Origin of the sequence: Comamonas sp. JUb58 (assembly GCF_004364775.1) — a bacterium.
GTDB lineage: Bacteria > Pseudomonadota > Gammaproteobacteria > Burkholderiales > Burkholderiaceae_C > Comamonas.
In genome coordinates this window covers 1-17,194 of record NZ_SOAL01000038.1, presented here as the reverse complement: position 1 = coordinate 17,194, position 17,194 = coordinate 1, and the positions used below count along the sequence as shown (strand labels likewise).

20 protein-coding genes and 1 riboswitch are annotated in these 17,194 nt (G+C 62.2%); of the genes, 11 read left to right on the top strand and 9 right to left on the bottom strand.

The window, feature by feature from the left end:
• Positions 1–650: 650 nt before the first annotated feature.
• Positions 651–989, top strand: coding sequence for an FHA domain-containing protein (locus tag EDF71_RS24335; protein ID WP_133859098.1), 339 nt, complete (start codon positions 651–653; stop codon positions 987–989).
• Between the two features lie 420 nt (positions 990–1,409).
• On the opposite strand, the gene EDF71_RS24330 is transcribed toward EDF71_RS24335, so the two are convergent.
• Positions 1,410–1,715 (bottom strand): hypothetical protein, encoded by a 306-nt coding sequence (locus EDF71_RS24330; protein ID WP_133859097.1) that lies wholly within the window; start codon positions 1,713–1,715, stop codon positions 1,410–1,412.
• A gap of 34 nt (positions 1,716–1,749) precedes the next feature.
• A complete protein-coding gene (locus tag EDF71_RS24325; RefSeq protein WP_243854447.1) occupies positions 1,750–2,946 on the bottom strand; it encodes a serine hydrolase in 1,197 nt (398 codons plus the stop codon).
• 413 nt (positions 2,947–3,359) lie between these two features.
• Here EDF71_RS24325 and EDF71_RS25615 point away from each other — a divergent pair, with 413 nt between their 5' ends.
• The 3 genes from EDF71_RS25615 (at position 3,360) to EDF71_RS24315 (ending at position 5,250) form a co-directional block, all read left to right on the top strand.
• Complete coding sequence (locus EDF71_RS25615; protein WP_279586307.1) at positions 3,360–3,482, top strand: hypothetical protein; 123 nt, start codon at positions 3,360–3,362, stop codon at positions 3,480–3,482.
• On the top strand, positions 3,479–3,736 hold the full coding sequence (locus EDF71_RS24320; protein WP_133859095.1) for a hypothetical protein: 258 nt from the start codon (positions 3,479–3,481) through the stop codon (positions 3,734–3,736). The genes EDF71_RS25615 and EDF71_RS24320 overlap by 4 nt, the downstream gene beginning before the upstream one ends.
• Positions 3,737–3,864: 128 nt before the next feature.
• Positions 3,865–3,930, top strand: a riboswitch (Fluoride riboswitch).
• 81 nt (positions 3,931–4,011) lie between these two features.
• Complete coding sequence (locus EDF71_RS24315) at positions 4,012–5,250, top strand: voltage-gated chloride channel family protein (protein ID WP_133859094.1); 1,239 nt, start codon at positions 4,012–4,014, stop codon at positions 5,248–5,250.
• 36 nt (positions 5,251–5,286) lie between these two features.
• On the opposite strand, the gene EDF71_RS24310 is transcribed toward EDF71_RS24315, so the two are convergent.
• Together EDF71_RS24310 and EDF71_RS24305 are read right to left on the bottom strand one after the other, a co-directional pair.
• Complete coding sequence (locus EDF71_RS24310) at positions 5,287–5,583, bottom strand: DNA-directed RNA polymerase subunit alpha C-terminal domain-containing protein (RefSeq protein WP_133859093.1); 297 nt, start codon at positions 5,581–5,583, stop codon at positions 5,287–5,289.
• A 205-nt stretch (positions 5,584–5,788) separates the two neighbouring features.
• Positions 5,789–6,013 (bottom strand): hypothetical protein, encoded by a 225-nt coding sequence (locus EDF71_RS24305; protein ID WP_133859092.1) that lies wholly within the window; start codon positions 6,011–6,013, stop codon positions 5,789–5,791.
• A gap of 269 nt (positions 6,014–6,282) precedes the next feature.
• Here EDF71_RS24305 and EDF71_RS24300 point away from each other — a divergent pair, with 269 nt between their 5' ends.
• The 4 genes from EDF71_RS24300 (at position 6,283) to EDF71_RS24285 (ending at position 8,959) form a co-directional block, all read left to right on the top strand.
• Positions 6,283–6,492 (top strand): CsbD family protein, encoded by a 210-nt coding sequence (locus tag EDF71_RS24300; RefSeq protein WP_133859091.1) that lies wholly within the window; start codon positions 6,283–6,285, stop codon positions 6,490–6,492.
• A 105-nt stretch (positions 6,493–6,597) separates the two neighbouring features.
• On the top strand, positions 6,598–7,098 hold the full coding sequence (locus EDF71_RS24295) for an MgtC/SapB family protein (RefSeq protein WP_133859090.1): 501 nt from the start codon (positions 6,598–6,600) through the stop codon (positions 7,096–7,098).
• Between the two features lie 132 nt (positions 7,099–7,230).
• Positions 7,231–7,836 carry a lipocalin family protein gene (locus tag EDF71_RS24290; RefSeq protein WP_133859089.1) on the top strand — a complete coding sequence of 202 codons (606 nt, stop codon included), beginning with the start codon at positions 7,231–7,233 and terminating at the stop codon, positions 7,834–7,836.
• 265 nt (positions 7,837–8,101) lie between these two features.
• Entirely contained in the window at positions 8,102–8,959 is an 858-nt protein-coding gene (locus EDF71_RS24285; protein WP_208301131.1) for an SIP domain-containing protein, read from the top strand.
• 65 nt (positions 8,960–9,024) lie between these two features.
• Here the strand turns inward: EDF71_RS24285 and EDF71_RS24280 are convergent, their stop codons facing one another.
• Positions 9,025–9,741 (bottom strand): protein-S-isoprenylcysteine O-methyltransferase, encoded by a 717-nt coding sequence (locus tag EDF71_RS24280; RefSeq protein WP_208301130.1) that lies wholly within the window; start codon positions 9,739–9,741, stop codon positions 9,025–9,027.
• A 212-nt stretch (positions 9,742–9,953) separates the two neighbouring features.
• Here EDF71_RS24280 and EDF71_RS24275 point away from each other — a divergent pair, with 212 nt between their 5' ends.
• The gene (locus EDF71_RS24275) at positions 9,954–10,601 is read left to right on the top strand and encodes a LysE family translocator (protein WP_133859088.1); all 648 of its coding nucleotides are present in this window, start codon (positions 9,954–9,956) and stop codon (positions 10,599–10,601) included.
• A gap of 102 nt (positions 10,602–10,703) precedes the next feature.
• Here the strand turns inward: EDF71_RS24275 and EDF71_RS24270 are convergent, their stop codons facing one another.
• The 4 genes from EDF71_RS24270 to EDF71_RS24255 all read right to left on the bottom strand — a co-directional run bounded on the left by EDF71_RS24270 (position 10,704) and on the right by EDF71_RS24255 (position 14,556).
• Positions 10,704–11,621 (bottom strand): hypothetical protein, encoded by a 918-nt coding sequence (locus tag EDF71_RS24270; protein ID WP_133859087.1) that lies wholly within the window; start codon positions 11,619–11,621, stop codon positions 10,704–10,706.
• On the bottom strand, positions 11,618–12,178 hold the full coding sequence (locus EDF71_RS24265; protein WP_243854446.1) for a sigma-70 family RNA polymerase sigma factor: 561 nt from the start codon (positions 12,176–12,178) through the stop codon (positions 11,618–11,620). Before EDF71_RS24265 ends, EDF71_RS24270 begins: the two co-directional genes overlap by 4 nt.
• A gap of 103 nt (positions 12,179–12,281) precedes the next feature.
• Positions 12,282–13,205: a hypothetical protein gene (locus EDF71_RS24260; protein WP_243854445.1), complete on the bottom strand. Its 924-nt coding sequence runs from the start codon at positions 13,203–13,205 to the stop codon at positions 12,282–12,284.
• A gap of 139 nt (positions 13,206–13,344) precedes the next feature.
• Positions 13,345–14,556, bottom strand: coding sequence for an ABC transporter substrate-binding protein (locus EDF71_RS24255; RefSeq protein ID WP_133859086.1), 1,212 nt, complete (start codon positions 14,554–14,556; stop codon positions 13,345–13,347).
• A 199-nt stretch (positions 14,557–14,755) separates the two neighbouring features.
• On the opposite strand from EDF71_RS24255, the gene EDF71_RS24250 reads away from it, so the two are divergent.
• Positions 14,756–15,034, top strand: a complete 279-nt coding sequence (locus EDF71_RS24250; protein ID WP_133859085.1) for a hypothetical protein — start codon at positions 14,756–14,758, stop codon at positions 15,032–15,034.
• Positions 15,018–17,054 (top strand): VC_2705 family sodium/solute symporter, encoded by a 2,037-nt coding sequence (locus EDF71_RS24245; RefSeq protein ID WP_243854444.1) that lies wholly within the window; start codon positions 15,018–15,020, stop codon positions 17,052–17,054. The genes EDF71_RS24250 and EDF71_RS24245 overlap by 17 nt, the downstream gene beginning before the upstream one ends.
• Positions 17,055–17,194 lie beyond the last annotated feature (140 nt).

Here is a 17,194-nt window from a genome sequence, read left to right as displayed (position 1 = left end):
AAGCTGTCGGCCACTGCCAGACGCACGACTTATCTTAGGCCTGCACGTGTTTCTCTTCAAAGGGGCGGTACGGCGCGTGCGATGGCCGTTTTTTAGGATGTCGCGCTCCGTGGTGACGCGGCGCAGTTCTCGTTGAAGCCGCTCGACCTCCGAGGCGGACTCGCTGCGCAAGGGCTTGTTGGCCCGCATGTCCATGACGCCGCCTTGCTCCTGGCTGACCCAACGCCGCAGCACGCTCTGATTTATGCCCAGGTCCCTCGCTATGTGCGTGACCATCGCCCCTGGTTGCTTGACCAACTTCACAGCTTCCCGCTTGAACTCGTCCGTAAACGTTTTTCTCGTCCTTGGCATATCCGCCTCCTAAACGCATCATGTCATTGGATGTGTCCGGGAAACTGGGGGAGGCCCACTGGGTGCCCAAGGATCCTGCGGCCCGGTTCAGCATTCAAAGTCTCAACGTCTCCCTGCATCCTACACGGCTCATAGCCTCCAGTGTGCCGGGGGGGGCGAAGGGGGGAAATGTTGATGCATTTAGTTGCATATAAACTATTAATATGAGTGTTGGTACTCTCATAGAGGATAATTCGGCCACTTCCAAGAGTGCCGCCACTGTGTTTTGCCAGTGAGCGGCATCGCTACACAGGTGCCCTATGCTTCCCGAAATCGTCGTAACCCATAAAGCCAGCGCTGAGCCTCGCTCGATCACCCTTCAAGAAGGCTTCACGACCTTTGGGCGCTTCCGCGAGAGTGTCATTTGCCTCAATGATCCAGGCGTGAGCCGGGACCATGGCGCGTTCTCCTTGCGCTTTGGCGTGCTGGTGATCGAGGATCACCACAGCTTGAACGGGGTGGTGATGGATGGCATCAAGGTGAAGCGCAAGGTCTTGCACAGCGGCGATCGTCTGAACGTTGGCCCATTCGAAATCTATGTGAAGAGCGGTTCGGTCGATCCCTTGGCTATCGCCGGCAATGAGGGGCAAGCGGCTTAGGCTTTTTGAGCACCCTGCCACCTCCTGAGAGCCTCGCCTGGTGCGAGGCTTTTTCATGTCCAGCGGCAGCGAGGGCGGCCCGCACCCAAGCGGTATGAGGATGCGGGTTCTTCTACTGAGGGCTTCCCTGTGCCAGAAGAAGCGAGCCGCAACCCCATTCGATGAGGCTTGTCTGCAAGGGTGACATGTACGTGGTATGCCCGAGAGCTTGAAGGGTGCTAGATCAAGATGATGGGCGGGGAGACCAGTGCCAATGTGTCGCTAATGCCTGGGATCGAATCCCAGCACCGCAGCCCAGCTAGGCAGATCCCCCTAGGCCCACATTCCAAGGTCAGCCAAGTGCGGGCTCTCCTTTCTGAGCCAGCCATGCAAGCATCATCGAAACCTGCATCCACTAATACTCCGCCCCAATCATGATCGCTAAGCCAATAAATAGGACCAAGTGATTTTTAGCAAAGATATTTCATGATCGATGGTGTTGAAAACACCAACGATGTAGGAATCTAGATCCGGATTGCTTTCGGAGGCTATCTGCGTATGCAGAGATGAAATTCTGTGAATCAATTCATTAATTCGACGGAAACTGGATGGGTTTTCAATGCCATCACCGTCGACCGCGTAGCTGTCACGCCCGCATAGGGATAGGTTGAAGATCATCCGTCCTAGCGCGGATAGCTGATCTAGCTTGTCCATCGAGTGAAAAGCCAGCAAATAGTCGTTGTGCATGAGGCTGCTATTTCGACAGTAATGCCTTGAAATATTAGCGCCGGTGTTCCATCAAATACCCCGCCAACGCCTCAAACGCCGGTAATGAGGTTGGGTCATTTGCCGCATTACCAGCCACCGGGTGTGAGCCATAGCGGGCAATGACCATCTCCGCTTTCGGATCGATATAGAGCGCTTGGCCATGCACGCCGCGTGCGGCAAATGCGCCGTGGTCGTTGTGCGTGACCCACCACATATTGCGGTAGCTCCAACCGGGCAAGAGGGTATAGCCGGCTTTTGCGAAATCGGCGGGCTTGCCGCCTTGGCGGATGTCGGCGATGGCAGCTGCAGGAATGATCTGTTGGCTGTTGAAGAAGCCGTTGTTGCGAACCATCTCGCCAAAGCGGGCGAGGTCTCGCAGGCCCGTGTTCAGGCCGCCGCCGGCAAACGGAGTGCCAGTCGCGTCTACCGACATGTATGCATCCTGCTCGGCGCCCAGGCGGCTCCAGATGCGGCTGGACAAGAGTTGCGCGACGGACTGGCCGCTGACCCTTGCAATTATCCAACCCAGCGCGTCAGTATTGGCGGTGCGGTAGCCAAAGGCATCGCCATGCTGGCCTTGCGCTTGTACTGTTTGCAGAAACTCGTAATAACTGCGGGGGCCGCTAAAGTCTTTGGGCTTGGGCAGCGGATTGCCTGCGGCCGCATGGGCCCAGACCTCGGCCTTGGGATCGGCGTAGTCTTCGCTGAACCGGATGCCGGTGGTCATGTCCATCACCTGGCGCACGGTGGCACTGCCAAACGCAGATACGGCCAGTTCAGGCACATAGTCCACCACCTTGCGCTCGGGGTCGAGTTTGCCTTCCGCGACCAGCATCGCGGCCAATGTGCCGATGAAGGACTTGGTGACCGACATGGCCGCATGCTGGCCATCGGGTTGGAGGGCACCGGCATAGCGCTCATACACGATGCGGCCCCGGTGCAGCACGACGATGCCGTCGGTGTAATTGGCGGCCAGCGAATCTCTCCAGCGCATCTTTTCTCCGGTATCCAGGCGCTGGAATTCCAAGCTATCGATATCGTCGCGCAGAGCCTTTGGCAGGGGCGCGGCAGGCCGCAGGCCGCGCGAGATATTCACGGTCGGCATCAGCTCGCGAAAGTGCGCCACACTCCAGCGCATCGCCGGGAACTGGAAAGACGAGCCGTCTTCAAACCGCAGAATGCGGTCGGCCGGCGGTGGTGATCCGACCATCCAGCCCAGTTTGATGGGGTCGCTGTCGGCGGCGTCCGGGTATTGCGGGGAGGGCGCGGCAGGTGCTGCGACGGCGTTGAGCGCGAGCAACACGGCTGCGGCGATCAGGCCAGATCTGCGATTCAACCATTGCGGAACTGCCATGTGCTTGTCTCCCATGCTGGTGTGCTCATCGCAGTATCTTATAGAGCGCTAGAACCGGAGGGCTTAGTCCGGCGCAATAAACATGGCCATATGCCCAGCCAAGTAGCCGAGGCATCAATGATGTGCAGGCGCTTGCCTCTGAAGCGTCCTGCAAAAGCACGGGCCAGATCGGCAAAAGGCGCCAGGCGTTGGTGACAGCGATCAGTGAAAACTGCACATCACGATGGAGGTGTATTTGGTAGCATCCCTCTTTCTTAACAGGAGGGCTTATGAAAATTACAGGCGGCAGTTTTGGCGTTCAGGGAAAGGCCTATGTAGGCCAAGACAATCGGCTTTACGTCAATGGCGTGGTGGAAAAATCGTTTGCCGCGCGACTGAGGTCGCTGCCGTGAATTCCGAGGTGAATAAAGAGACCAAGTTCTCCGTATTTAGCCTTCTGATTGGTATACCCATGCTCATGCTGGTGGGGTGGTTAGTCTTTGGGCCAGTGGGGTCGTTGATAGGACTGCTCATTGCCATTGCTGGTTCGTTTTATTCCAAGAAAACGATCAAGGCGGATGTGCCTTTCCACAGCGGCGAGAAGCTGGCGGTGGAAGGCTGGAATAGCGATATTCAGAGCCTGGTACGTTTTGCTGCCACCAAGTAGTCCTGCGTCATTGCGCGCAGCCCCATGCTCCAGATGGGCCCGAGCATCACTCCCCGATCGTCTTCGCAAGGTAGCAGCCATGGGGAAACATGGGATTCCAAGCGAGGAAACACCGCCCTCGCTATACTCCCCACCCAGGAGATGACGTTCCTCCTTAACCGCCGCGCCATGCGGCTGATGACGTCTACAGAACCTGACTCTGCTCGGGGCTGTAGACGTTGCCGCGTATACATTCCTTGCAGGGTCAGACCGATACATTCGCGCTGCTGACCCCTATGCCCAAACTCTCTTCTTTCGAACCGCTTGTGCTGCTGCCCCATCTGGGCAAATGGCTGCTGCTGTCCGCCTTGGCGGCGGCCTTGGCAGGCACCGCTTCGGCTTTCTTTCTTCTTGCGCTGGATGCGGCCACGGCCTGGCGCGATAGCCACCGCTGGCTGGTCTGGCTGCTCCCGCTGGCGGGGCTGGCCGTGGGCTGGGTCTACCAGCGGCTGGGTAAGGCGGCGGAAGGCGGTGTCAACCTCGTCATGGAGGAGGTGCATGCGCCCAACAATACGCTGCCTTTGCGCATGGTGCCGCTGGCCTTGGCCAGCACCGTCGTATCGCATTTGTTTGGCGCATCTGTGGGGCGCGAGGGCACCGCAGTGCAGATGGGCGGGGCGCTGGCAGACCAGCTGAGCCAGCGCTTTCGGATCGCCGCGCAGGACCGGCCCATTGTGCTGATGGCGGGCATCAGCGCGGGCTTTGCATCGGTGTTTGGCACATCGTTGGCAGGGGCGGTTTTTGGGATGGAGGTGGTCACCATTGGGCGCATGCGCTATGAGGCGCTGTTCCCCTGTGTGGGGGCCGCCATTATTGCGGACCAGGTCAGCCTGGCCTGGGGTGTGCAGCACACGCATTACGCGCTGGGTGTGCTGGCACCCATGGGTTGGTGGCCGGTGATTGCTGTCGCTCTTGCCGGCATCGTGTTTGGGCTGGTGGGCATGCTCTTTGCGGCAGCGACCCGCAGGCTGGGCGCCTGGATGAAGCGGCGGATTGCCTATGCGCCGATGCGGCCTTTTATCGGTGGTGTGGTGATTGCCGTTGTCGCATGGGCATGCGACGCCTACCGCTATCTGGGGCTGGGCATTCCGGAGATCCTGCAGGCCTTTCAGCAGCCTGTGCCGCCCTGGGACTTTGTGGGCAAGCTGCTGATGACGGTGGCCTCCATCGACAGTGGCTTCAAGGGGGGTGAAGTGACACCGCTGTTCTACATCGGCGCCACCTTGGGCAATGCGCTGGCGCCGCTGTTGCAGATGCCGCTGGGCATGATGGCGGGCCTGGGCTTTGTCGCCGTGTTTGCCGGTGCCGCCAACACGCCCATCGCCTGCACCTTGATGGCGCTGGAGCTGTTTGGCCCACAGATCGGGCCGTTTGCGGCGGTGGCTTGCGTGGCAGCCTATCTGTTCTCAGGGCATGCTGGCATCTACCATGCGCAGCGCATCGCGCAGCACAAATATGGCCAGCGCAAAGATTAAACGGGGCTGATCTCAGTGCTGCTGAAAGGCAGTGGCTCAGGCCGCAGGGTGCAGGCCCAAGCCGATCAGCGGTGCGCCATGCATTTTCTTGGTCGGGCGCTGGCCGTCCTTGAGTTCGGCCAGGTAGCACTGGCCGGGGAAGAACACGGCCTCGACTTCGCGCAGGGACTGCAGGCCAAAGCCGGCCAGCTTGAGCAGCCGCTCGGGATAGGCGGCGATGACTTCTTCCACGGTCGTGATGTTGTGGCGGGCCAGGGCGTTGAATGCGCGGTTGGAGAGCTTTCCTGCAAGCGGTGTGGCGTGCGCGGCTTGCGCATCGTTCAGCGGAGACATCAGATAGAGACAGGTTGTGTTGCGAGCCTTGATGCTAGCACCCGAGTCCTAATACAAGCTTACAACCCTGGGGCGCAGTGCGAGATGCGGCGCATGCCGCTGCGCGAATGAAAAAGCCCTCGTCAGAGGGCTGGTGGAAAGATGAATCGGTGGCTCTACGCGCACCTACTAAGGGCCATGTTTGCTTGCACCAATAGCGCTGTGCTCAGGAGTGGTTCGTAGGACCTGCGGTACTGCCCAAGGTCACGATGGTCTTGGGTTTCTGGCCACGGTAGCTCAGTTCATTGCCTTTGTATTCTGGCCTTTCTATCCAGGTGATGCGGGAGTCGGGAACACCATCGGGGTAAGAAATTCGGTCCTTTTCATAACGGGCTTGAATCTCTTCCGGGCTCAGTGCCTGAGCCGGAAGGGGTTTGGATGCATAAGTCATGGCTTTCAACTCCTTGAATATCGCTGGAATGCCGGTTCTATGCGAGGCCGCTCCTCGTCGCCATCTCCCAGTATGCGCTTTACAAGATGTACTGATTATTTAATGGCCATAGAAAATGCTTAGGGACCCTCTGCAAAGCTACCGTGTTTTGCACGCTGTGGGAGAGCCCTTACGGTAATGCTGCTTGAGCGACTGCAATGCGGGGCTGCTGATGCGGTGACACTGGAACCACAGCAACCGACCAACCCGCAACCCTCAAGGAGTGACAGATGAACGAAGACACGATCAAAGGCAACTGGAAGCAATTCAAGGGCAAAGTGCAAGAGCAATGGGGCAAGCTGACCAATGACGATCTGGACGTGGTAGATGGTCAGCGCGAGCAGCTGGTGGGCCGCATTCAAGAGCGCGAAGGTATTGCCAAGGACGCTGCAGAACAGCAGGTCAAGGATTGGGAAACCAAGAACAATTACCGCTGGTAATTCAACCAGCCTCCCTGGCTTTTGTGAGGGAGGCCTTTTTTATTCTGCAGGCAGGCGGCCATCGAATGTGGCCGCTTTGCTGCGTGATGCCACAAGGCCTGGGCCATGAATTCCTCTGACTCCGCGTTCCAAACCATCGTCAATACCGTCGCCGGCGAACTGTCTGATCTGACCGATCTGGCGCAGGCCACGCGCATTATTTTCAAACTGCTGTTGGCGGCGCTATTGGGCGGCATGCTGGGTTATGAAAGAGAGGCCAGCGGCAAGGCCGCCGGCTTGCGCACGCACATGCTGGTGGCGATGGGCGCTGCCACCTTTTTGGCGGTGGCGCAGCTGATGGGCATGACGCCGATGGATTCCAGCCGCGTGATCCAGGGCTTGATTGCCGGCGTGGGCTTTTTGGGTGCCGGTGCCATCTTGAAACCCGCCAAGGAAAACACCGAAGATGTGAAGGGCCTCACCACGGCTGCTGGCATCTGGTTCACTGCGGCGATCGGTATGGCCGTGGGTGCGGGCGAAGAGGCCGCTGCGATTTTGTGCACCTTGTTCGCGCTGTTTGTGCTGATGGTGCTGCCCAAGAATGTGGTGCCCAAAAAAGGTAGCTGATGCTGCTGTGCCGGCACCTGGCCTGCGCAACAAGCCCTTGTCGGAATTGACCTAGGCCGCTGCCGTGGCAAGGCCTACGCAGGCGGCTTGCCATCGGCGGTACAAAAGGGTTTTGTATGAAGGAACTCGCTTATGCGCCGCACACCTGAGGCATCGGCCTCCTCCAGAACCTCTTCCCTGAAGCTGGCCATGGCCTTGACGGCAGCGGTGTCAGCCCTGTGGTACACCGGCCAGCGGGTGCGGGTGCCCAAGAATGTCCGCCCCGTGCAGGACTTCGATGCCGAGCATTACATGGGCCACTGGTATGAGCTGGCGCGGATTGACTATGTGTTTGAGCGCGGGCTGACTTCTTGCACCGCAGACTACCGCCTGCAGGACGACGGCACGGTGCAGGTCACCAACCGTGGCTTTGACCCCGAGCGCGGCCAATGGAAGTCGGCGACTGCCGTGGCCAAGCTGCTGTCCGGCCCCGAGGTGGGTTCGCTCAAGGTGTCGTTCTTCCGCCCCTTGTATGCTGGCTACCATGTGGTCTATGTCGACCACGATGCAGGCCATGCGGTGGTAGTGGGGGATGCGGCCAAGTACGCCTGGATTCTGTCTCGCACGCCAAGCATTGACGAAGCGGCCTACACGCGCTTGGTGGCGATTGCCGCCAGCAATGGGGTGGATGCCAGCCGCCTGATCCGGGTGCCGCATGGTGCGGCGCTGGAGATGGTGGAGACCAGCAAGGCTGCCTAGAAGCTGGCTGGAATTCGCTGCAAAGGCTGCAAAAGCTGCGTGAAAGGCATGGGTATTAAATGATATTCATTCTCAACTGATTTATGATCCAGCCATCGAGAGCTTCAGCCATAGCACTGCTCTCCGCATCCGTTTCATCGTGGGGCGACCCGGGACCTCAGCGTCTCCAAGGTCGTTTTTGCTAGCCACCGGTAGGCCCATGGGTCTGCTAGCCAGCCAAGCTCTTTTCTCCACGCACTCGATGGCCCTCGCGGTCTGTGGTTCGATGTCCAATTCCTCCGCTTCTCCCCAAACGTCTTCCAGCACAGCGGCGCCGCAGGCGCCCCGTGACCAAGAGCACCAGCGTGGTCTGCACCAGGTGGATGCGACCATCGTCTCGCTGCAGCGCCCATCCTCGCACACCTTGCGCGTGAGCATGCATCTGGGCGATGTCGGCAACGACCCGGTCTGGGATGAGGCCAATGTGGCTTTCCGCGTCTACCCGGATCTGCAGGCCCCTGCGGTCTCGCGCGTCTACACGGTGCGAAGCTTTGCGCCGCAAACGCGCTGCGCCGAGTTTGATGTGGTGATGCATGGCGGCGACAGCCCCATGATGCGCTGGGCCGCGCAGGCCACCATTGGCCAGCAGGTGCGGCTCACGGGCCCCCGCGTCAATATCGTGCTGCCCGCATCGAACGGCCGGCCGGTGGCGCTGTTCTGTGATGACTCCGGCCTGCCCGCGCTGTACTCCATCTTGCAACGCTGGCCCGCAGGGCTGGGCGGTGTGGGCTGGATTGCCAGCGACGATGTGCATGGAATCGCAGAACTGCCATCGGTACCCGGTTTGCAGTTGCATCGTTTGCCAGGCCATGGCCGCGATCAATTGCTGCAGCAGGCGCGCCAGTTGGAGAACGCAGCGGGCCATGTGATCTGGGGCGCGGGCGAGCGCGACGAGATGCGCGCGATTCGCAAGTACTTCCAGTCGGAGCTGGGCATGGACAAGGCCGATGTGTCCATCGCCGGCTACTGGAAGCGCGGCGCCAGCAATACCGAGATCGACGCCGAGCGCCAAAGCGCCTACCAAAAATTCACCGCCGCCGGTGGCAAGCTGGCGGACTGGGATGACCTGGGGATTGCGATTTAAGCAGGCGCAAACCGCAGCAAGCAACCGGGCGATGGGCCCGGTTTTTTGTTGCCTGCGCGCGGCTCCTAACGTGGCATCAGGCGGCCTGCGCGCTCGCAGTACAGGTCATAGCTGTCGCCAAATTCGGCGCGCATCATCGCCTCTTCATGGGGCACGCGGATAAACCACATCGCCGCAAATGCGGGGATGACCAGCAGGCCGGCGATGGCGTTGTGGATCAGCAGTGGTTGCGTCAATGCAGCCAGCCAGATCGCGGCATACATGGGGTGGCGCACGCGCTGGTAGACACCGTGGGTGACGAGCTCATGGGTGCGGCGCAGCTCCAGGCCCGGGCTCCAGTTGCGGCCCAGGTCGGTATGGCTGCGCCAGAACAACCACAGATAAGGCAGCTGCAGCAGCGCGCCCAACCAGGTTGCCCAGGCGGGCAGTGCGTAGTCGGCAAAGCCCAGCACGCCGGTGGCCAGCTGCAGCAGCGGCAAGGCCATCATGGTTGCGAACATGGCCAGCAGCAGCAGGCGCTCCACCCAGTCGGTGCGGCCGCCAGTGATCTCGTTGGCGCGGTTGCGCTGGGCATGGGGCGCGCGGATCAGCACCATGACAGTGAATGACGCCAGCCAGACCATGGCCCCCCAGCCGTTGAGCGACAGGCGCATCACCGATGCCGCAATGGCTGCCAGCAGCAGCAAGGCGGAGAAGACGGACAGGGCCTTGCCCAGGGGGCTGTTCATCAAGGCCGTCTTGTTGGAGGCCGCGGTGGTGGATGGAGAAGGTGCTGGAGACATGGTTTCAAATCTAAATGAGAATCTTTATCGTTTCAATGTAACTGCAGGCCTTGGCCTCCGGCAAGCTGCCCCTGCTTGCCCATGGCGATGGGCGGGAGATAGGCCCGCAGCATGGCGCTGCTGCCAAGCATTGAATTGCCCTAGGCTTCGCGGCACAATCGTCTGCTTTGCCCTGCACCGCAGGCGCGCGTTCTTCCCGCTATCTGCTGCCCATGTCTGAACTCAATCTCTCGCTGGTTTTTCTGTTTGCGCTGTCGGTCATTACCTTGCTGATCACCCCCGGCCCCGTGACCTTGCTGGTGGCCCGGGCCGGCCTGGTGGGCGGCATGCGCCATGCATTTGCCACCATCTGCGGCACCAACCTGGCATCGCTGGTGCTGATTTTTCTGTCGGCACTGCTGATCAAGGGCTTGCTGGTCATTGACGAGTCTGCCTTCAAGCTGGTGCGCCTCGCGGGCTGCCTCTATATCGTCTGGATCGCCTGGGGCATGGTCCGCGATGCGCTGGCCATGGATGCCCAAGCCGGCAGCGCCGTGTCGGCCGAGCCGGCCCCCGGCAGCAAGCAGGGTGGCTTCAGCCAGGGCTTTATCCTCGGCATCTCCAACCCCAAGGACATCATTTTCTTTGCGTCGTTTCTGCCCCAGTTCATTGGCGTGCTGCCCGCCCCCGACCACAGCCTGGCGGTGCTCACCGTCGTCTGGGTGGTGCTGGATTTCAGCATGCTGGGGCTGATTGCGCTTCTGGTGCGCAGCTTGATTTCGCCCGCCCGCGAAAAGCGCATCTTGCTGGTAGCGTCTTGCCTGCTGCTGGCCATTGGTGTGGCAGGCTTTGGTTATGGGCTTTATGACCTGATGGTTTAGGTCGGCGCACATCCTGCGCAACTTCTCCGCTGATACCAAGCCAACAGGCCTGCAATATGCAGGCCTGTTTTTTTATGTCGGCGCCGCGTTGGGCGAGGGGACTCAGCGGCTGTCTACCGGCTGCGCAGGTTCTGCCTCGTGGGCAGGTGCTGGGCGGCACAGCGGCACTGGCGCAGGTGCAGGCAAGCCAGCGGCCATGGCCTTGTCATAGGCCTGGATGCGGCGGCGCTGTTCGGCCAAGGCCTGGGCATCCAGATCGGGGCCACATGGGAGCAAGGTGGGCGCTGCCGCCAGTGCGGAGCCCGCTTCTGATGCCGCCGGTGCTGCGGCCATCGGTGCTGCTGGCCGCTCGGCAGCCTGCTTTCTGGCAGCGGGTGCGACGGCGGCTGCAGCGGGTGCTGGCATGGGCGGTGCTACAGGCGTCGGCGCGACTGCCGGGGGCATGCGGCGTTCTGCCTGCGGTGCGGGGGCGATGGTCGGCGAAGGCCGGGTATTGGCGCTGCCCATGCCCGCGCCAGCCGCAGAGGCGGGGAGCGGCGGGGGCGCCGCATCGGCGGCAGGGTTGGCTGCTTTGCCCATAGGCGCGGCTTCGCTGCGCATCTTGGCGCTGTCGGGGCTGGCAGCCCTGTCAGCAGCAGCTGCAACGGGCGCGGCAGGTGGGGGCGGCGGTGCCGATGCCGCGCTGGGCGCGCTGTCCATCTGCGGGGCCTCCAGCTGTGGCGCACCGGGTTCATGCAGGTGCTGCAGCGCCAGCCAACTGACCAGGCCAATGGCGGCCAGGCTGCCCAGGGCTTGCAGCCACCAGCGGCGATCATTGGCGGCCTCGCCTTCAAAGTGCTGGCCTTGCTGGCCACTGCTGTCCAGATCGGCGGGCGTGACTGGGTTCTGTGCTGCTTTAGCGCGCGCATGGGCCAGGATCTGCGCGGTGCTGGCAGCGCTGGGGCCGGCATCCTGCGCGCTGGCCTCGCGGTACAGGTCGACCAGGGCATCGGAGCGCTTGGGGTCTTGCGGCGCGGTCATGCGGTCACCTCCATGGCCTGGCGCAGTTTGGCGCGGGCATAGCGCAAGCGGCTTTTGGCGGTTTCCTGGGTCACCTGCGTGGCCGCCGCAATGTCGGCTACGGACATATCGGCCTCGGCCTGCAGCAAAAACGCCTCGCGCTGCTCGGGCGGCAACTGGGCCAGGGCATCGAGCAGGGCGCGGGCCAGGTCCTTGCGGCCCTGCAGGCGTTCGGGGTCAAAGCCGGAGTTGGCAAACAAGGTTTCGGCCAGGCGCATGCCTTCGCTGTCCTCTTCATCCAGGCTGCGGTGGGCCTTGTGGCGGCGCCAGTGGTCCACCAGCTTGTGGTGGGCCAAGGTGAAAGCCCAGGTACTGAACTTTGCCTCGGGTTGGTAGCGCGTGGCGCCATCGACCACGGCAAACCAGGTCTCCTGCGCCAGGTCATCGGCCAGCGCGGCATTGCCGGTATTGCGGAAAAAATAGCGCCATAGGCGCTGGCTGTGGCGTTGGTAGAGCTGCTCGAAGGCCGCAACCTGGCCGCCGGCGTAGGCCAGCATCAGGGCTTGGTCGTCTTGCATTGCATCTTGCATGCGACAGATTATGCAAAAGCCTGCGCCCGCTGGTGCCGGATGTGGAGAAAATCGCAGGCCGCAGCCCGGCCATGGCCGCGGCGGCAAGCCTTCAGTAGGCAGGCGGATCAGGTACATAGCCAGAGGGCGATGCCGGAAAAGGGCGGGGCGCCGGCTGCACGGCGGGCTGCGGTGCGCGGATGACGCCCTGGGCCACCAGGTTGGCATAGCTGTCGTAGCGGATGCGGATGATCTGCGCCGGGCTGCTGCTGGCGCTGTGGAACTCCGTGGTCCGCGTGACGGAGCGCTCCAGCGCGCCATGGCCGGTGCCCAGGCGCGGCGGCACAGGCGCTGGGGCAGCGGCCTGGCGGGATTCTGCAGCGACCGAGGCATGGGGCACGGCAGAGGTGGCAGGGCTGGATGGCGGCGGCATGGCGGGCGCGGCCCTGTCGGCGCTATCGGCACCACTGGCCTCGGCGGCCGGTGTCGCACTTTTCTGCGCCTCGCTGTTGCGCAGGATGGGGGGCTGGGGTTGGGGTTCGCGCTCGCGGAACACCGCCACCCCAATCACGCCGATATCGCGGGGCCGGCCGGTGCGTGCGGCGTACGAGTCTTCGCTGTGCGAGAAGTAGAAGGCTGCCACCTGCTGGTCGCTCTTGCGCCAGCCCTGGATGGCCCATTGCTGGCGGCTGCCGAGCACATAGCCATCGTCAGGCACGGCGGCGGCAGCCTGGCCGCTGATGGCGTTGATGCCATCAATGCTGAGCACGGCAAGGATGCGGCCTCGGCTGCGGTTCTTGATATCGACTGCGTAGCTGCTGCCCGGCTGGCCCGCCACCCAGTACTCGCCTTGGTGGTAGTACAGCGGCAGACGCTGGCCGCTGCTGCGGTCGATGATCTGCACATCGGCCAACTGGCTGGCCTGCGCGGGCAGGCTGACCACGAGGCTGCTGGCCAGCAGGGCCAGCGAGGCCAGGGCTTGGAGGCTGCGGCGCTTGCTGGAGGAAGCCGCGATGGGGGAAAGGATGGCGTGCATGGCAGGGCTTTGCAGAAGTGGTGGTCTGCCCTGAATCGCGCCATCTACCCGCAAGGGGTTAAAGGGCGCAGCACCCAATCGTTTTTATTTGTAAGCTGCACAGGCAGGCGCTCACCGCAAGCCCGCCTGGCAACTGCGCTTACTTTTGCGTGACCAGCGAGCAGGTGCTCTTGGACAGCGGCTGGAAGGCCTGCTCACCCGGGATGGTGTCCAGGATCTTGTAGTAGTCCCAGGGGCCCTTGGATTCCTTGGGCGTCTTCATCTGCACCAGGAACATGTCATGCACCATGCGGCCGTCTTCGCGCACATAGCCGTTTTGCGAGAACATGTCGTTGATCTTCATGGTCTTGAGCTGCTTGGTCACGGTCAGGCCGTCGTCGGTGCCGGCCGCCTCGATGGCCTTGAGGTACTGGGTGACGGCCGAGTAGACGCTGGCCTGGTTCATCGACGGCATCTTCTTCATGCGGGCCTGGTATTTTTTGGACCACTCGCGCGAGGCATCGTTGCGGTCCCAGTAGAACGCAGTCGCAAAGGTCAGGCCCTGGCCCAGCTCCAGCCCCATTGCGTGGGCATCGTTGATGTAGATGAGCTGGGGCACAAAGGTGAGGTTCTTGGTCATGCCGAACTCGCGCGCCGTCTTGATGGAGTTGACGGTGTCCTGCGTGGCATTGGCCAGCGCGATCACCTGGGCCTTGCTGGCCTGGGCCTGCATCATGAAGGACGAAAAATCGCTGGCATTGAAGGGGTGGTAGACGGTGCCCAGCACCTTGCCACCGCCTTCCTTGACGAAGTCGGTAACGGTGGCTGCCGTCACCTTGCCGTAGGCGTAGTCAACGGCCACGATGTACCAGTCCTTCTTGCCCTGGGCCAAAATACTTTGTACCGCAGACTTGCCCAGCGAGTAGGAATCCACCGTGTAGTGAACCGTGGTGGGACCGCAGAATTCATTGGTCAGCCCGGTGGACAGCGCGCCCGTGCTGATGGCAACCTTGTTGCGCTCCTTGGCCATCGTGAACACCGCACCGGCGATGGCCGAGTTGTTGATGTCGACGATCATGTCCACGCCTTCGGCATCCCACCACTGGCGTGCCTTGGTGCCGCCGATATCGGCCTTGTTCTGGTGGTCGGCAAACACCACCTCCACCGGCTTGCCCAGCACCTTGCCACCGAAGTCCTCGACCGCCATCTTGGCCGCCTCGACCGAGCCCTTGCCGCCCGAGTCCGCATACTGGCCCGACATGTCGCTGAGCACGCCGATTTTGACCTTGTCATCGGAGATGCCGGCGGCCTGGACGGCCAAGGTGGCGCATGCCAGCAAGCTGGCAGCAGCGGTGGATGTGCGAAGGGTCATGCTTGTCTCCTGTCTGTTTTTGTCGTCAATGGGCGGTGCCCGGACTGGCTGCTGCCTGGCCCTGGCCTCCTCGGGGATTATCAAAAGCGGGCTGGTGGACCATTACCGTGCTTCCCCTAGGGCGCTGGGCAAAGCAGTCCCATCTGCGACAAAATGCAAGAATGATGGCTATTACTGTCCTATGGCTTGAAAGGCCCCGATGGATCCCACGCCCAACCAATCTGCCCCTTTTGAGACCATGCCGCTCAACGCGATGAAGCTGCTGGTCTTGCTGGTGCTTGTGCTCAGCACCTTTGGCGGCCTGTACTGGGCGCCCGAGATCGATGCCATCTGGGGCAATGGCACGGCCTATCTGTACGGCGCATCGGTGCTGCCGGTGCTGTATGTGCTGCTGGTCGCTGGCTACGCCTTGTACATGCACCGCCACCCGGAGAAGGATGTGCAGGTTGCCCGCACTGACCATGGCACGAAACCATAAGTTCTTTGTACTGTACCTGCTGGGCCTGGGCTGCTTCATCGGCCTGGTGGCCTGGGCCGAGCGCGCCGGTCTATCGCGCCAGTGGATCGGCCCGCTGTTCCTGTTTGTGCCGGTGATGATGTATGCGGCCATCGGTGTCTGGGGGCGTACGGCCGATTCGGAGGAGTACTACGTCGCCGGGCGGCGCATACCGCCGGTCTACAACGGCATGGCCACGGCGGCCGACTGGATGAGCGCGGCGTCGTTTTTGTCGCTCTCGGGTGCGTTGTATTTGCAGGGCTTCGCCGGCACCAGCCAGCAAGCCGGTGGCCTGGCCTACCTGCTGGGCTGGAGCGGCGGCTTTGTGCTGGTGGCGCTGCTGATTGCGCCGCAGCTGCGGGCGCTCAATCTCTACACCTTGCCCGATTTTTTCCAGCTGCGCTATGGCGGGCGCTGGCCGCGCGTGATTGCCGCAGTGGCCGCGGTGATGTGCTCGTTTTCCTATGTGGTGGCGCAGATCTATGCGGTGGGCCTGATCGCCTCGCGGCTCACCGGCGTGCAGTTCGAGATCGGCATCATGCTGGGCCTGGGCGGTGTGCTGGTCTGCTCCTTTCTGGGGGGCATGCGTGCCATCACCTGGACCCAGGTGGCGCAGTACGTGATGATCCTGCTGGCCTTCTTGATTCCGGTGTCCTGGCTGGCCTACCAGCGCCTGGGCAACCCGGTTGCCGCCGTGGCCTACACCCAGGACCTGGGCAAGATCGCCGAGTATGAAAAAGAGCTGCTAAGTGATTCGGCCGAGCGCGATGTGGAGCTGGTGTATTTGCAAAAGGGCATGCTGTATGAATCGCGGCTGCGCAACATCCCCGTCGCGCTGGAGGCCGAGCGCACGCGCCTGCAGGAGAAAGTGCAGCAGCTGCGCATCAGCAATGCCGACCTGAACCAGGTGCTAGCTGCCGGGCGCGAGCTGGCAGCCCTGCCGCAGGACGAGGCCAGCGCGCGCGAGCTCTGGACCGCCGCGATGCGCGAGAACTATGCGCGTGCCCAGCCGCTGGGCGGCATGCCGCAGCACACCTTGCCCTATGCGCCGATGCTGGGCTCCGAGCAAAGCGCGCAGGAGCAGGAGAGCCTGTCGCGCCGCAACTTCATGGCGCTGATGTTCTGCCTGATGCTGGGCACCGCCGGCCTGCCGCATTTGCTGACCCGCTACTACACCTTGCCCAGCCCGGCGGCGGCGCGCAGCTCGGTGGTCTGGACCCTGTTCTTTGTGGTGCTGCTCTACACCAGTGCGCCGGCGCTCGCAGCTCTAGTCAAGCTGGAGGTGATGCAAAGCCTGGTGGGCAGCCATTTCGATGCACTACCGGCCTGGATTGCGCAGTGGACGCGCATGGACAATGCCCTGCTGTCGATCGAGGATGTGAACCACGATGGCATTGTGCAGTGGGGCGAAATCCACCTGGGCGCCGACCTGATCATGCTGGCCACGCCCGAGCTGGGCGGCCTGCCGTTTGTGGTCTCGGGCCTGGTGGCGGCCGGGGGGCTGGCCGCTGCGCTATCCACCGCCGATGGCCTGCTGCTGACCATCAGCAATGCGCTGGTGCGCGATCTCTACCTGGTTGAACGGGGCAAGTCGGTCACGCCGCAGCAGCGCGTGATCTTGTCCAAGTTCACCTTGCTGCTGGTGGCGTTGGCGGCGGCGGCCGTCGCTTCGGTGCGCAGCTCGGGCATTCTGGTGCTGGTGTCGGCCTCGTTCTCGATTGCGGCTGCCGCCTTTGTGCCGGCCATGCTGCTGGGCCTGTACTGGCGCGGCGCGACGCGGCAGGGCGCCGTGTGCGGCATGGCAGCCGGCCTGGGCATCACGTTGTACTACATGGTCATCAACATGCCGATCAACAGCCTGGCGCCCGGGGCGCAGGCTTCTGCCCATCTGTGGTGGGGCATCCAGCCCACGTTGGCCGCGGTGTTTGGTGTGCCGCTGGGCGTGTTGGTGACCTGGGCCGTGAGTTGCTGCACCCGGCAGTCCTTGCCACTGGCGAAATAGCGTCAACCAGGCGCGTCTGGACATAAAAAAACTGCACAGGCTGGTCTGAACTGCACCCCAAAAGTTGGACACCAGTCCAACCTTTGGGGTGTTTTTCATGACGAAATACGATGAGAGCTTCAAGCTCAAGATGGTCCAGA

What these genes read in the sequence shown, in the direction of transcription:
- EDF71_RS24335 (WP_133859098.1), top strand. Translation starts at nt 651, where the DNA reads ATGCTTCCCGAAATCGTCGTAACCCATAAAGCCAGCGCTGAGCCTCGC.
- EDF71_RS24330 (WP_133859097.1), bottom strand. Translation starts at nt 1,715, where the DNA reads ATGCACAACGACTATTTGCTGGCTTTTCACTCGATGGACAAGCTAGAT.
- EDF71_RS24325 (WP_243854447.1), bottom strand. Translation starts at nt 2,946, where the DNA reads ATGGTCGGATCACCACCGCCGGCCGACCGCATTCTGCGGTTTGAAGAC.
- EDF71_RS25615 (WP_279586307.1), top strand. Translation starts at nt 3,360, where the DNA reads ATGAAAATTACAGGCGGCAGTTTTGGCGTTCAGGGAAAGGCCTATGTA.
- EDF71_RS24315 (WP_133859094.1), top strand. Translation starts at nt 4,012, where the DNA reads ATGCCCAAACTCTCTTCTTTCGAACCGCTTGTGCTGCTGCCCCATCTG.
- EDF71_RS24310 (WP_133859093.1), bottom strand. Translation starts at nt 5,583, where the DNA reads ATGTCTCCGCTGAACGATGCGCAAGCCGCGCACGCCACACCGCTTGCA.
- EDF71_RS24305 (WP_133859092.1), bottom strand. Translation starts at nt 6,013, where the DNA reads ATGACTTATGCATCCAAACCCCTTCCGGCTCAGGCACTGAGCCCGGAA.
- EDF71_RS24300 (WP_133859091.1), top strand. Translation starts at nt 6,283, where the DNA reads ATGAACGAAGACACGATCAAAGGCAACTGGAAGCAATTCAAGGGCAAA.
- EDF71_RS24295 (WP_133859090.1), top strand. Translation starts at nt 6,598, where the DNA reads ATGAATTCCTCTGACTCCGCGTTCCAAACCATCGTCAATACCGTCGCC.
- EDF71_RS24290 (WP_133859089.1), top strand. Translation starts at nt 7,231, where the DNA reads ATGCGCCGCACACCTGAGGCATCGGCCTCCTCCAGAACCTCTTCCCTG.
- EDF71_RS24285 (WP_208301131.1), top strand. Translation starts at nt 8,102, where the DNA reads ATGTCCAATTCCTCCGCTTCTCCCCAAACGTCTTCCAGCACAGCGGCG.
- EDF71_RS24280 (WP_208301130.1), bottom strand. Translation starts at nt 9,741, where the DNA reads ATGTCTCCAGCACCTTCTCCATCCACCACCGCGGCCTCCAACAAGACG.
- EDF71_RS24275 (WP_133859088.1), top strand. Translation starts at nt 9,954, where the DNA reads ATGTCTGAACTCAATCTCTCGCTGGTTTTTCTGTTTGCGCTGTCGGTC.
- EDF71_RS24270 (WP_133859087.1), bottom strand. Translation starts at nt 11,621, where the DNA reads ATGACCGCGCCGCAAGACCCCAAGCGCTCCGATGCCCTGGTCGACCTG.
- EDF71_RS24265 (WP_243854446.1), bottom strand. Translation starts at nt 12,178, where the DNA reads ATGCAAGACGACCAAGCCCTGATGCTGGCCTACGCCGGCGGCCAGGTT.
- EDF71_RS24260 (WP_243854445.1), bottom strand. Translation starts at nt 13,205, where the DNA reads ATGCACGCCATCCTTTCCCCCATCGCGGCTTCCTCCAGCAAGCGCCGC.
- EDF71_RS24255 (WP_133859086.1), bottom strand. Translation starts at nt 14,556, where the DNA reads ATGACCCTTCGCACATCCACCGCTGCTGCCAGCTTGCTGGCATGCGCC.
- EDF71_RS24250 (WP_133859085.1), top strand. Translation starts at nt 14,756, where the DNA reads ATGGATCCCACGCCCAACCAATCTGCCCCTTTTGAGACCATGCCGCTC.
- EDF71_RS24245 (WP_243854444.1), top strand. Translation starts at nt 15,018, where the DNA reads ATGGCACGAAACCATAAGTTCTTTGTACTGTACCTGCTGGGCCTGGGC.